This is a genomic window from Burkholderia sp. Ac-20379, assembly GCF_017104645.1.
Lineage (GTDB): Bacteria > Pseudomonadota > Gammaproteobacteria > Burkholderiales > Burkholderiaceae > Burkholderia.
Window position 1 is genome coordinate 17,191 of sequence record NZ_JAAGPF010000069.1, and the last position, 12,207, is coordinate 29,397.

General features: G+C 67.5%; 10 protein-coding genes. 1 reads left to right on the forward strand and 9 read right to left on the reverse strand.

Translation table 11 applies throughout. The annotated features are described in order from the left end of the window. Positions 1 to 21: 21 nt before the first annotated feature. The 5 genes from G3N92_RS12185 to argS all read right to left on the reverse strand — a co-directional run bounded on the left by G3N92_RS12185 (position 22) and on the right by argS (position 6,102). Positions 22 to 1,611, reverse strand: coding sequence for an ABC transporter substrate-binding protein (locus G3N92_RS12185; RefSeq protein ID WP_206127724.1), 1,590 nt, complete (start codon positions 1,609 to 1,611; stop codon positions 22 to 24). 311 nt (positions 1,612 to 1,922) lie between these two features. Then, complete coding sequence (locus G3N92_RS12190; RefSeq protein ID WP_206127725.1) at positions 1,923 to 2,705, reverse strand: SDR family oxidoreductase; 783 nt, start codon at positions 2,703 to 2,705, stop codon at positions 1,923 to 1,925. A 28-nt stretch (positions 2,706 to 2,733) separates the two neighbouring features. Beyond that, positions 2,734 to 3,375 (reverse strand): thiol:disulfide interchange protein DsbA/DsbL, encoded by a 642-nt coding sequence (locus G3N92_RS12195; RefSeq protein ID WP_206127726.1) that lies wholly within the window; start codon positions 3,373 to 3,375, stop codon positions 2,734 to 2,736. 54 nt (positions 3,376 to 3,429) lie between these two features. Then, positions 3,430 to 4,230, reverse strand: a complete 801-nt coding sequence (locus tag G3N92_RS12200; protein WP_206127727.1) for an SPOR domain-containing protein — start codon at positions 4,228 to 4,230, stop codon at positions 3,430 to 3,432. Positions 4,231 to 4,317: 87 nt separating this feature from the next. Further along, on the reverse strand, positions 4,318 to 6,102 hold the full coding sequence (argS, locus tag G3N92_RS12205; protein ID WP_206127728.1) for an arginine--tRNA ligase: 1,785 nt from the start codon (positions 6,100 to 6,102) through the stop codon (positions 4,318 to 4,320). Positions 6,103 to 6,307: 205 nt separating this feature from the next. On the opposite strand from argS, the gene G3N92_RS12210 reads away from it, so the two are divergent. Further along, positions 6,308 to 6,631: a DUF1840 domain-containing protein gene (locus G3N92_RS12210; protein ID WP_206127729.1), complete on the forward strand. Its 324-nt coding sequence runs from the start codon at positions 6,308 to 6,310 to the stop codon at positions 6,629 to 6,631. 151 nt (positions 6,632 to 6,782) lie between these two features. On the opposite strand, the gene metH is transcribed toward G3N92_RS12210, so the two are convergent. The 4 genes from metH to G3N92_RS12230 all read right to left on the reverse strand — a co-directional run. Beyond that, the gene (metH, locus tag G3N92_RS12215; protein ID WP_206127730.1) at positions 6,783 to 9,500 is read right to left on the reverse strand and encodes a methionine synthase; all 2,718 of its coding nucleotides are present in this window, start codon (positions 9,498 to 9,500) and stop codon (positions 6,783 to 6,785) included. Between the two features lie 85 nt (positions 9,501 to 9,585). Further along, positions 9,586 to 10,656 (reverse strand): homocysteine S-methyltransferase family protein, encoded by a 1,071-nt coding sequence (locus G3N92_RS12220; RefSeq protein ID WP_206127731.1) that lies wholly within the window; start codon positions 10,654 to 10,656, stop codon positions 9,586 to 9,588. Positions 10,657 to 10,871: 215 nt separating this feature from the next. Continuing rightward, the gene (locus G3N92_RS12225) at positions 10,872 to 11,129 is read right to left on the reverse strand and encodes a DUF3567 domain-containing protein (protein WP_206127732.1); all 258 of its coding nucleotides are present in this window, start codon (positions 11,127 to 11,129) and stop codon (positions 10,872 to 10,874) included. A 239-nt stretch (positions 11,130 to 11,368) separates the two neighbouring features. Beyond that, positions 11,369 to 12,207 (reverse strand): DUF3108 domain-containing protein (locus G3N92_RS12230; protein ID WP_206127733.1); only part of this gene is annotated, 839 nt, incomplete at its 5' end.

Consider the following 12,207-nt stretch of genomic DNA (forward strand, 5'->3'; position numbering starts at 1 on the left):
TTTCGTTGGCGCCCCGAGGGCTTACTGCACCGAAACGGCGCCGAAGTTCTGGCGGCCGAACGGGCTGACGCGATAGCCGCTCACGTTCGTGCGCGTGATGGCGTAGGCGGTCGGGTAGCCGAGCGGGATCCACACGGCCTGATCGTGGATGATCTTCTGCGCCGCTTCATACGCCTTGGTGCGCTTGGCCACGTCGGCGGTGTCCTTGCCGTCGGCGATCAGCTTGTCGAGCTGCGGATCGCAGTAGCGCGCGAAGTTGATGCCCGACTTCACGGCGTTGCAGCTGAACAGCGGCGACAGGTAATTGTCCGGATCGCCGTTGTCGCCGGCCCAGCCCATGAACAGCATGTCGTGCTGGCCGAGCTTGGCCTGCTTGATCAGTTCGCCCCACTCGATCACCTTGACCTCGGCCTTCACGCCGATCTTCGCGAAATCCGCCTGCAGCAGTTCCGCGCCGGCCTTCGGGTTCGGGTTCAGCACGCTGCCCGTCGGACGCACCCAGATGGTGGTCGAGAAGCCGTTCGGGAAGCCGGCCTGCGCGAGCAGTTGCTTGGCCTTGGCCGGATCGTACGGGTAGGCCGAGATCGACTTCGCGTAGCTCCAGGTGTTCGGCGGATACGGGTTCACGGCCGGCGTCGCGGTGTTGTCGAACACCACCTTCAGGTAGGTCGCGCGGTCGAACGCGAGGTTCAGCGCCTCGCGCACCTTCGGGTTGTCGAGCGGCTTGTGCTCGGTGTTGAGCGCGACGAACGCGGTCATGAACGCGGGCGTCTCGACCACCTTGACGGCCTTGTCGCCCTTGGCGGCGGCCACGTCCTGCGGCTTCGGCGACAGCGCGATCTGGCATTCGCCGGCCTTCACCTTCTGCGCGCGCACGGTCGGATCGGGCGTGATCGCGTAGATCAGCCGGTCGACCTTCGGCTTGGCGCCCCAGTAGGCCGGATTGACGTCGTAACGGATCACCGCATCCTTCGTGTAGCTCTTGAGCACGAACGGGCCGGTGCCGATCGGCTTGGCGTTCAGGTCCTGCTGCTTGCCGGCCTTCAGCAACTGATCGGCGTACTCGGCCGAGTAGATCGACGCGAAGCCCATCGTCAGGATCGGCACGAACGTCGCGTTCGGCTCGTTCAGCTCGAACTTCACGGTGTGGTCGTCCACCTTCGACACCGATTTCACCAGCTTCACGAGGCCCATCGATTGCGCGTGCGGGAAGCCGCTCGCGCCGGCCACCTTGTGCCACGGGTTGTCGTTGTCGAGCATGCGCTCGAACGTGAACACCACGTCGTCGGCGTCGAGCGTGCGGGTGGGCTTGAAGTAGTCGGTGGTCTGGAACGCCACGTTCGGGCGCAGATGGAACGTGACCGAGCGGCCGTCGGCGGCGACGTCCCACTTGTCGGCCAGCGCCGGCACGACCTTCTTGGTGGCTTCGTCGTACGACACCAGCGTGTTGAAGATCACGTCGGCCGAGGCGTTGGTGGTGACGAGCGAGTTGAACTGCACGACGTCGAAGCCGTCGGGGCTCGCTTCGGTGCAGACCGTGAGCGGCTTCGCGGTGGCGACGAGAGGGGCGGCGGCGACGAGCGCGGCGGCGGCGAACATCGTGAAACGCATGAGATCTCCCACGGGCTTGGTCTGTTATCGGCGGGCGCGGCGGCTGGCGGCCGGGCGCCGGGCAACTAGGATACCGTCAAAGCGGGCGGGGCGTGAAAGCGCGCCGGAAGCTGCGCGGCGATCGCGGCGGGGCCGCCGCGGCGGCGGAGACGGCGGTTGCGGACGCATCGGGATCGATGCCGGGCCGGCTGGGCGGTGTTGTTTTCCGGTGAGGGGCGCGCGGGTGCGGCGGGCGGTGGGCAGTTCGCGTGGCGGAGGGCGGAGGGCTCGACGGCGAGGCCGCCGCCCGATTCGCCGAACTCGCTCAAGGCTCAGTCCGCGGCCGGCCCCGGCGTGCGCGGCTTGCGCGGCGCCTTCTCGAACACGCGGTCGTACAGCCAGCGCGGCGCGACGTGCAGGATCTTCGCCACCACGCCCATCTGCCAGGGGATCACGCGGAACGCGTCCTGCGCGGCGATCGCGCGCAGCGCACGGTCGGCGAAGCGGTCGGCATCCATCAGGAACGGCATCCGATACGGATTGTGCTCGGTCATCGGCGTGCGGATGTAGCCGGGCGCGATGGTCACCACGCCGACCTGCGCGGGGCGCAACTCGACGCGCAGCGCTTCGAGATACTTGAGCGCGGCCGACTTGGACGCGCTGTACGCGCCCGAGCCGGGCAGCCCGCGCACCCCGGCCACGCTCGCCACGCCCACCAGCGTGCCGCGCCGCTGCGCGCGCATCTGCGCGACGAACGGCTCGAAGGTGGCGACCATGCCGTAGTAGTTGATGTCCATGACCTCGCGGAACGCCGCGAGATCGCCTTCGCCGGTGATCGCGCCGCGGCTGATGCCGGCGTTGGCGATCACCACGTCGGGCCAGCCGTGCTCGGCCACGAACGCGTCGGCGGCGCGCTGCAACGCGTCGGCGTCGCGCACGTCGGCGGGATAGATCGAAACGGGGAGAGCGGGATGCTGCCGCGCGAAATCGGCGAGCGCCTCGGCGCGGCGGGCGACGAGCCCGAGCGTCGCGCCCTGCCGCGCGTAGGCGCCGGCGAGCGCGAGCCCGAGGCCGCTCGATGCGCCGGTGATGAAGACCTTGAGTGGAGCGGTCATGCCGGCGTCCCGAGCGGTAGGAGGGGTTTTACAGCTTCTTGTCCTTGACCTGCTGGACGATCCAGTCGAGCACCGGCGCCGTGCCTTCGATGCTGCCCGTATACGACGGACCCGACTTGTACTTGCCCTGGATCACGACCGTCGGCACGCCGTCGATCGCATAGCTCTTGGCCAGCTCGCCGGCCTGCTTGACCTGGCCCTGCACGCTGAACGAGTTGTAGGTGGCCAGATACTTCTGCTTGTCGATGCCTTGCGTGGCCAGGAAATCGGCCTGCGCCTGCGGCGTCAGCAGATAGTTCTTTTCCTTGTGGATCGCGTTGAACACGGCCGGCGTGTCCTTCTCGGCCACGCCGAGCGCGTTCAGCGTGTAGTACATCGCCGTGTGCGGCAGGAAATCGTCGCGGAACGCCACCGGCACCCGCTTGAACACGATGTTGTTGCCTTGCTTCTTCACCCACGCCTCGAGCGTCGGCTCGAATTCGTAGCAGTGCGGGCAGCCGTACCAGAAGAACTCGATGACCTCGACCTTGCCGGCCGGCGCCGACACCGGCTGCGGCGACTTCATGATCTCGTAGTCCTTGCCGGCGACCGGAGCGGCCGACGCGGCCTGCGCGACGAGGCCCGCCGCGAGGCTCAGGGACAGGAACAGCGTGCTGAGCAGTTTTTTCATGTTGGGGTTTCGAACGGTTGCAAGGGGCCGGCCGCAGCCGGCCGGCCGAGTGGCTTACTGTTTCGAGAAGCGGATCACCGCGGTATCGACACCGGCATCGGACAGCCGCTGGCGCGCGGAGTTCATGTCGTCGAACTTGTTGAACGGGCCGACGCGCACGCGATAGTACGTGACGCCGCTGACATCGCGCTTGGAGACCTTCGATTCGAAGCCCTGGAAGCCGAGGCGCGCGCGTTGCTGCTCGGCGTCGGCTTCGGTCTTGTAGGCGCCCACTTGCAGGAAGTAGCCGCTGTTCGCATCGGCCGGATTGGCGGCCGACGGCGTCGAGCCGGCCTTCGGCGCTTGCTGCTGCGCGGTTTTCGGCGGCTGCGTGCCGGCGGTGCTCCCCGGATTGGCGGCCGTGGCCGGCGCCTGCGGCTTCTTCGCCGGCGGCGGCGTGACCGGATTGTTGTCGGCCGGCTTCGGTGCGACGGCCACGCCGTTGCTGTCCGACGAGGACGAGCCGGTGTTGGCGCCCGGCACTTCGACGATCTGCGGCTCCGGCAGGAGCGGCGGCTGGGTCTGGTTCGCGGCCTGGCCCGGCGCGGTGTTCGGCGGGGCCGGCTGGGCGGCTTGCGGCGTCACCGGCTGGCCCGGCGTCTTGCCTTGCAGCGCGCGGTTCGGATCGAATTGCGGCTGGCTGGCGCCGTTGTCGGCGGGCGGTGCGACCTTCGAGACGAACGGCGACGGTGCACGCGTGATGTACAGCGCCACCACCACGGCGATCGCGAGGCCGACGATCAGGCCCAGCACGACGCCAAGAAAGGTTCCCCCGGCTTGTTTCGACGGTTTCGACGTGCGGCTCGGTTTTGCCATTGCTTGAGTCACCTGCTAAAAGAAGTCGTGAAACGGGATGTGTGGCGCGGCCGCGCGAGCGCGCGGCCGCCGTTGCCGGCCCGGTGTTTACATCTTGCTCGGCGACGACACGCCGAGCACCGCGAGGCCGTTCGCGAGCACCTGGCGCGTCGCGGCCAGCAGCGCGATGCGTGCGGTGCGCAGCGTTTCGTCGTCGACGAGAACGCGCTCCGCATTGTAGAACGAGTGAAACTCGCCCGCGAGGTCGCGCAGGTAGAACGCGACCGCGTGCGGCGCCAGCTCGCCGGCCGCGTGCGTCAGCATGTCCGGGTATTCGGCCAGCTTCTGCAGCAGCGAGGTGGCGGCCTTGCTGTCGAGCGGGGAGAGATCCGCGCCGCCGAGGATCGACTCGTCGGCGCCGTGACGCGATTTCCACTCGTTCAGCACCGAGCAGATCCGCGCGTGCGCGTACTGCACGTAATACACCGGATTCTCGTCGTTCTGCTTCAGCGCCAGATCGATATCGAACACGAATTCCGTGTCAGCCTTGCGGGAGACCAGGAAGAAACGCACGGCGTCGCGGCCGCGCGTGATGACGGCTTCGTCGATCTGCTCGGGCGAGCTTTCCGAGCCCGGCGTCGCGCCGCCCGACCATTCGATCAGGTCGCGCACCGTCACGTAGCTGCCGGCACGCTTCGCGATCTTAACTTCCTGGCCGTCGCGCATCACCGTGACCATCTTGTGCAGCACGTAATCGGGATAGCCCTTCGGGATGCCGATGTGCAGGCCCTGCAGGCCGGCGCGCACGCGCGCGATCGTGCCGTGGTGGTCCGAGCCCTGGATGTTGATGACCTTGGTGAAGCCGCGCTGCCACTTGGTGACGTGGTAGGCGACGTCGGGCACGAAGTACGTGTACGTGCCGTCCGTCTTGCGCATCACGCGATCCTTGTCGTCGCCTTCGTCGGTGGTGCGCAGCCACAGCGCGCCTTCCTGCTCGTAGGTCATGCCGGCGTCGACCAGCGCCTTCACCGTGCTCTCGACGCGGCCTTCCTGGTACAGCGACGATTCGAGGTAGTACTGGTCGAACTTGACGCCGAACGCCTTCAGGTCGATGTCCTGCTCGCGGCGCAGGTAGGTGACGGCGAACTTGCGGATCGCCTCGATGTCCTCGATGTCGCCCTTGGCGGTGACCGGCTCGCCGTCGCTGGCCGAGACGGTGGCGCCGGCCAGGTAGTCGCGGGCGATGTCGGCGATGTATTCGCCGTTGTAGGCGGCTTCGGGCCAATCGGCGTCGCCCGGCTTCAGGCCGCGCGCGCGGCACTGCGTGGACAGCGCCAGGTTGCCGATCTGCACGCCGGCGTCGTTGTAGTAGAACTCGCGGTGCACCGCGTAGCCCTGGCTGGCCAGCACGTTGGCCAGCACGTCGCCGAGCGCAGCCTGGCGGCCGTGGCCGACGTGCAGCGGGCCGGTGGGGTTGGCCGAGACGAATTCGAGCAGCACGCGGCGGCCGGCGTCGCGCTCCGAGCGGCCGAACGCCTCGCGCTCGGTGAACACCGCGCCGATCACGGCCTGCTTCGAGGCCGCGCTCAGGCGCAGGTTGATGAAGCCAGGGCCGGCGATTTCCGCGGCCTCGACCAGCCCGGCCGCGGCCGGATGCGTGCCGATGGCGGCGACGATCTTCTCGGCCAACTGGCGCGGATTGGTGCCGAGCGGCTTGGCGAGCTGCATCGCGACGTTGCAGGCCACGTCGCCGTGCGCGGCCGATTTCGGGCGCTCGAGCGTGATGGCAGGCGCGACGAAGGCGGCTTCGGATTCGCCTTTGATGGCCTGGACGGCCTGCGTCACGCTGTCGGCGAGCAGGGTTTCGAGAATGAGTTTTTGGGCAGGCAGCATGCTGTCGAGAATGGTCGTTGTCGGCGGCTTCGGGGAACCGGCCCGACGGCACGCCCGGCGGGCGCGCGTTTCAGGAATCCGCGAATTTTAACAGGTGCTAATATGCCCCCCAGACGCAATGCGTCGGCGCGGCCCCAATTTTCATCCGCGCCAGCCGGCCGGCGAGCCGGCAAAGCACAACAAAAGCTGAAAGGATATTGCGATCATGATTACCTTCAAGAGCAAGGCGGCACAGGATCTCGACGTGCTGAAGGACTTTGCGGTGTACGTGCTCGGCATTGTCGGCAAGCCGCTGGGCGAGCGCGGTGTCATCACCCATGAGGAACTGGACGGCGCGATCGCGAAGCTCGAGGCCGTGACCGACCAGGCTCGCCGCGCCAGCGCCGAGCACGGCGGCCATTTCCACGAGGACGAAGCCGATCACGACCACCACGAAGTCGCGCCGAGCGTGGCGCAACGCGTGGCGCCGTTCCTCGGCATGCTGCGCGCGGCGAAGGCGCAGAACGCCGACGTGCACTGGGGGTTCTGAGCCCGCGCGCTCCGGCCGCGCCTCGCGGCACAGCAAAAAGCCCGCCTTCACGGCGGGCTTTTTTGTTTTGGGCGTGTGCCCAGCGAGGCCGCATCGTCATTGGTCTGACGATTCGGCCCGCTCACGTTCGCTTGGGGCCTGCCTGGCGCGCTTACAGCAACGGCGCCAGCGCCCGGCGCGCATCGTCGTCCGACAGCGCCATCCGCGCCGCGAAATCGGCCACCTGATCGGCGGCGATCTTGCCGACCGAGAAATACGTGCTGTCCGGATGCGCCAGGTAGAAGCCCGACACGCTCGCCGCCGGCAGCATCGCCAGCGATTCGGTCACGCTCATGCCGATCTCGTCGGCGCGCAGCACGTCGAACATCGCCTGCTTGACGAGGTGATCCGGGCAGGCCGGGTAGCCCGGCGCGGGGCGGATGCCGGCGTATTTCTCGGCGATCAGCGCGTCGTTGTCGAGCGTTTCGCCGGCCGCGTAGCCCCACAGCTCGCGGCGCACGCGCGCGTGCATCGCCTCGGCGAACGCTTCGGCGAAGCGGTCGGCCAGCGCCTTCAGCATGATCGCGCTGTAGTCGTCGTGATCGGCCTCGAACTGGCGTTCCTTCGCCTCGACGCCGAGCCCGGCCGTCACGGCGAACATGCCGATGTAGTCGGCCACGCCCGATTCCTTCGGCGCGATGAAATCGGCCAGCGAGCGGTTCGGGCGCATCACGCCGTCTACCACCGGGCGCACGCTCTGCTGGCGCAGGTTGCTCCAGCGCATCGCCACTTCGGTGCGGGTGTCGTCGGTGTAGATCTCGATGTCGTCGTCGCCCACCGTGTTGGCCGGCAGCAGCGAGATCACGCCGTTGGCCTGCAGCCAGCGGCCCTGGATCAGGCGCGAGAGCATCGATTTGCCGTCCGAGAACACGCGCCGCGCCGATTCGCCGACGATCTCGTCGTTGAGGATCGCCGGGTACGGGCCGGCCAGATCCCAGGTCTGGAAGAACGGGCCCCAGTCGATGTAGTTCGCCAGCTCGTTCAGGTCGTAGTTCTTGAACACGCGGCGGCCGATGAACTTCGGCTTGACGGGCGTGTAGCTCGACCAATCGATCCTGGTCTTGTTGGCGCGCGCCTCGGCCAGCGTGACCATCGGCTGCTGCTTCTTGTTCGCGTGCTGATCGCGGATGCGGTCGTATTCGCTCTTCAGATCGTCGAGGTAGCGCGTGGCGCCTTCGTCCGACAGCAGGCTCGACGCCACCGACACCGAACGCGACGCGTCCGGCACGTACACCACCGGGCCTTCGTAATGCGGTGCGATCTTGACGGCCGTGTGCACGCGCGAGGTGGTCGCGCCGCCGATCAGCAGCGGGATCTTCTTCACGCGGAAATAATCGTCGCGCTGCATTTCGGACGCGACGTAGGCCATTTCTTCCAGGCTCGGCGTGATCAGGCCCGACAGGCCGATGATGTCCGCGCCCTCGACCTTCGCCTTCGCGAGGATCTCGTTGCAGGGCACCATCACGCCCATGTTGACCACTTCGAAGTTGTTGCACTGGAGCACCACCGACACGATGTTCTTGCCGATGTCGTGCACGTCGCCCTTGACGGTGGCGATCACGATCTTGCCCTTCGCGCGCACGTCGCCGCCCGCTTCCGCGAGCAGGCGCTTTTCTTCCTCGATGAACGGGATCAGGTGGGCCACGGCCTGCTTCATCACGCGCGCCGATTTCACCACCTGCGGCAGGAACATCTTGCCCTGGCCGAACAGGTCGCCGACCACGTTCATGCCGTCCATCAGCGGGCCTTCGATCACGTTGATCGGGCGGCCGCCGGCGGCGTGGATCTTGGCGCGGGCTTCCTCGGTATCCTCGACGATGAAATTCGTGATGCCGTGCACGAGCGCGTGCGCGAGCCGCTTCTCGACCGGCTGGTTGCGCCACTCGAGGTTCTCTTCCTTCTTCGCCGCGCCCGTCTTGAACTTGTCGGCGACTTCGAGCAGGCGGTCGGTGGCGTCTTCGCGGCGGTTCAGCACCACGTCTTCCACGCGATCGCGCAGCTCGGCGTCCAGGTCGGCGTACACGCCGAGCTGGCCCGCGTTGACGATGCCCATGTCCATGCCGGCCTGGATCGCGTGATACAGGAACACGGTGTGGATCGCCTCGCGCACCGGGTCGTTGCCGCGGAACGAGAACGACACGTTCGACACGCCGCCGCTGATCTTCGCGTGCGGCAGGTTCTGCTTGATCCAGCGCGTCGCCTCGATGAAGTCGACCGCGTAGTTGTTGTGTTCCTCGATGCCCGTGGCGACCGCGAAGATGTTCGGGTCGAAGATGATGTCCTCGGGCGGGAAGCCGCATTCCTCCACCAGCACCTGGTAGGAGCGCGTGCAGATCTCGGTCTTGCGCTCGAACGTATCGGCCTGGCCGGTTTCGTCGAACGCCATCACCACGGCCGCCGCGCCGTAGCGGCGGATCAGCTTCGCGTGGTGGATGAACGGTTCCTTGCCTTCCTTCAGCGAGATCGAGTTGACGATCGCCTTGCCCTGCACGCACTTGAGGCCGGCCTCGATCACGTCCCACTTCGACGAGTCGATCATGATCGGCACGCGCGCGATGTCCGGCTCCGACGCGATCAGATTCAGGAAGCGCACCATCGCCGCCTTCGAATCGAGCATCGCCTCGTCCATGTTGATGTCGATCACCTGCGCGCCGTTCTCGACCTGCTGGCGCGCGACCGCGAGCGCCTCGTCGAACTGGCCGTTCAGGATCATCCGCGCGAACGCCTTCGAGCCGGTGACGTTGGTGCGTTCGCCGACGTTGATGAACAGGGTGCCGTCGGTGACGTTGAACGGCTCGAGGCCGGCGAGTCGCATGGTGTGGTCGGTCATGGCGGTGCGGATGCGTATCGTAGGGGGCGCGGTTCGGCGCCTGCGCGTCAGGCGGCGCGGGCGGGGGCGAGGGCGGCGGTGGGCCTCAGGCGGCTTCGTCTTCGCGGTAATGCGACGGCCAGCGGCGCGGCTTCACGTCGGCCAGCGCCTTGGCGATTTCGGCGATGTGCGCGGGCGTGGTGCCGCAGCAGCCGCCTGCCAGGTTCACGAGGCCGGCCTGCGCGAATTCCTTGAGCAGGGCCGAGGTGATGTCGGGCGTTTCGTCGAAGCCGGTGTCGGCCATCGGGTTCGGCAGGCCCGCGTTCGGGTAGCAGGACACATAGGTGTCGCACAGCTTGGCCAGCTCGGCGATGTACGGGCGCATCAGCGCCGCGCCCAGCGCGCAGTTCAGGCCGAACGTGAGCGGACGCGCGTGGCGCAGCGAATTCCAGAACGCCTCGACCGTCTGGCCCGAGAGAATGCGGCCGGAGGCATCGGTGACGGTGCCCGAGATCATGATCGGCAGCAGCTCGCCGGTGTCCTCGAACAACTGATCGAGCGCGAACAGCGCGGCCTTCGCGTTCAGCGTGTCGAAGATCGTCTCGACCAGGAACAGATCCACGCCGCCGTCGAGCAGCGCCTTGGCCTGCTGGTAGTACGCGTCGCGCAGTTCGTCGTAGGTGACGTTGCGCGCGCCCGGATCGTTGACGTCGGGCGAGATGCTGGCCGTTTTCGGCGTCGGGCCGATGGCGCCCGCGACGAAGCGCGGCTTGTCCGGCGTCGAATACTTGACGGCCGCCTCGCGCGCGAGCCGCGCCGATTCGACGTTCATCTCCACCACGAGATGTTCCATCTCGTAATCGGCCTGCGCGACGGTGGTGGCGCCGAACGTGTTGGTTTCGACGATGTCGGCGCCGGCCGCGAAGTATTGATCGTGGATCTCGCGGATCGTGTCGGGCTGCGTCAGCGACAGCAGCTCGTTGTTGCCCTTGATGTCGCGATGGAAATCGGCGAAGCGCGGGCCGCGATAGGCCGCTTCGTCGTACTTGTACTGCTGGATCATCGTGCCCATTGCGCCGTCGAGGATCAGGATCCGGCTTTGCAGCAGCGCGGGCAGGTCGGCGCCGCGCGTGTAGCGCGCGGCGGGGGCGAGACGGACGGACGGCTTGGTCGGCATGGCGAGCGGGCGGCGATGTCGGAAAAACCGCCATTGTAGCGGGTGCGTGACCGCCCCGCCCGGCGCGGGGGTAATCCGGCGCCCAATGAAAAACCCCCGCGCGGCAAGCCGGGCGGGGGTTCGGTCGTGCAGCGCGGAGGCGCGGAGCCGGCGGGAAGTGCGGCCGCCCGGCCCGGAATCCGCCGCGCACCGCCGAAGCGGTGCGCGCGAGCCGGTCAGTGCAGCACCACCGGCTGGGTCATGAGGCTGTCGAACTGGCCGAGGAATTCGTCGACTTCGTCGAGCGAGGGCTCGTCCTCGATCAGTTGACGGACATGATCCCGGAAACGTGCGGCCAGTTCGCCTTCGATAAAGATCTCGCGCTGCGCATTCTTGTCCACGATCTCGTAGCCGCCGGAATTCATGGCGTGGTGACCGAGCTGCGGAGGAAATTCGACAACGCAGTAGTTGGGGCTGTTGTAGATCATTTGCATGGCGGCACTCCTCTTTGCTGTGGCTGTCAGGCCGAATGCTCCGAAGATGGGGCGGGCCTGGCCGGTTTCAAGGGGTTGGCGCTGCACGCCCGCGTGTGGCACTGGGCGCATCGGTTAGAGACCGATTTCGATGAAACGTTTCCGATTCTCCTCTGGTCCGCGATTCACGTTGCAAAACATTGTCAACAGTGTGTCGCAAGTTTACCGGGAAGCAAAAAGACGCGCCGGGTCGGTCGAAATTACCTGGGCGCTGAATCCGGCGCGGAGGCCGGCGCCGCTGCCGACGGGGCGTCGGCGGCCGAGGCGGCCGGCGTTCCCGGCGTGGTCGAAGCGGCCGATGCGGACGACGCCGCTGCGGCCGGTTCGGCCTCCGTCGCCGCCGATTCGTCATACCCGAGCCCGATCGTCGGCGCGCCGCGCCCTTGCCACAGCAATTCGATTTCGGTGCCGTTCGGTTCGGTCTGCACGAGCCGCACCGGCAACCAGTCGAGCGACGGCGCGAGCCAGATGTCGATGCGGCGCGTATCGCCCGCGCGGCGCGGCAGGCGGCGGAAGTGGCGCGTCTCGAGCGAACTGGTGGCGGTGCGGATGGTTTCGTCGCCGATCGTCACGATGGGCCAGGTTTCGCCGCTGTTGTTGTCGATCACGAAGAATTCGCGGGCGACGCCGGGCTGGTACACGTTCGGCGCGCCGTGCACGAGGCCCGACAACTGCATCAGCAGGCTGAAGCGGTCCTGCGTGCCGTCGGCGAGCTTGAGCGAATCGGGCGTGCGCGTGAACACGATCTGCCTGGTCTGACGATTGAAGATCGCGATGTCGGCCGGGCGGCGGCCGCGCTGCTCGGTGTAGCGGTCGGGCGCGACGCCGAATGCGTCGAAGCGCCCGAGGCTCTCGTACACGTACGGGCCGACGAACGGCACCGGGATCTCGATGCGCAGGCGGTAGCGGCTGCCGTCGTTGACCCAGTGGATCGTGGCGGTGCCGTTCAGGTTGCCGTTGAAGTAGGCGCCGTAGCGCAGGTCGCCCGACGGCGGCGGCACGAACTTCGTGCCCGGCGCGGGGGCGGGCGCGGCCACCG

What these genes read in the sequence shown, in the direction of transcription:
- G3N92_RS12185 (WP_206127724.1), bottom strand. Translation starts at nt 1,611, where the DNA reads ATGCGTTTCACGATGTTCGCCGCCGCCGCGCTCGTCGCCGCCGCCCCT.
- G3N92_RS12190 (WP_206127725.1), bottom strand. Translation starts at nt 2,705, where the DNA reads ATGACCGCTCCACTCAAGGTCTTCATCACCGGCGCATCGAGCGGCCTC.
- G3N92_RS12195 (WP_206127726.1), bottom strand. Translation starts at nt 3,375, where the DNA reads ATGAAAAAACTGCTCAGCACGCTGTTCCTGTCCCTGAGCCTCGCGGCG.
- G3N92_RS12200 (WP_206127727.1), bottom strand. Translation starts at nt 4,230, where the DNA reads ATGGCAAAACCGAGCCGCACGTCGAAACCGTCGAAACAAGCCGGGGGA.
- argS (WP_206127728.1), bottom strand. Translation starts at nt 6,102, where the DNA reads ATGCTGCCTGCCCAAAAACTCATTCTCGAAACCCTGCTCGCCGACAGC.
- G3N92_RS12210 (WP_206127729.1), top strand. Translation starts at nt 6,308, where the DNA reads ATGATTACCTTCAAGAGCAAGGCGGCACAGGATCTCGACGTGCTGAAG.
- metH (WP_206127730.1), bottom strand. Translation starts at nt 9,500, where the DNA reads ATGACCGACCACACCATGCGACTCGCCGGCCTCGAGCCGTTCAACGTC.
- G3N92_RS12220 (WP_206127731.1), bottom strand. Translation starts at nt 10,656, where the DNA reads ATGCCGACCAAGCCGTCCGTCCGTCTCGCCCCCGCCGCGCGCTACACG.
- G3N92_RS12225 (WP_206127732.1), bottom strand. Translation starts at nt 11,129, where the DNA reads ATGCAAATGATCTACAACAGCCCCAACTACTGCGTTGTCGAATTTCCT.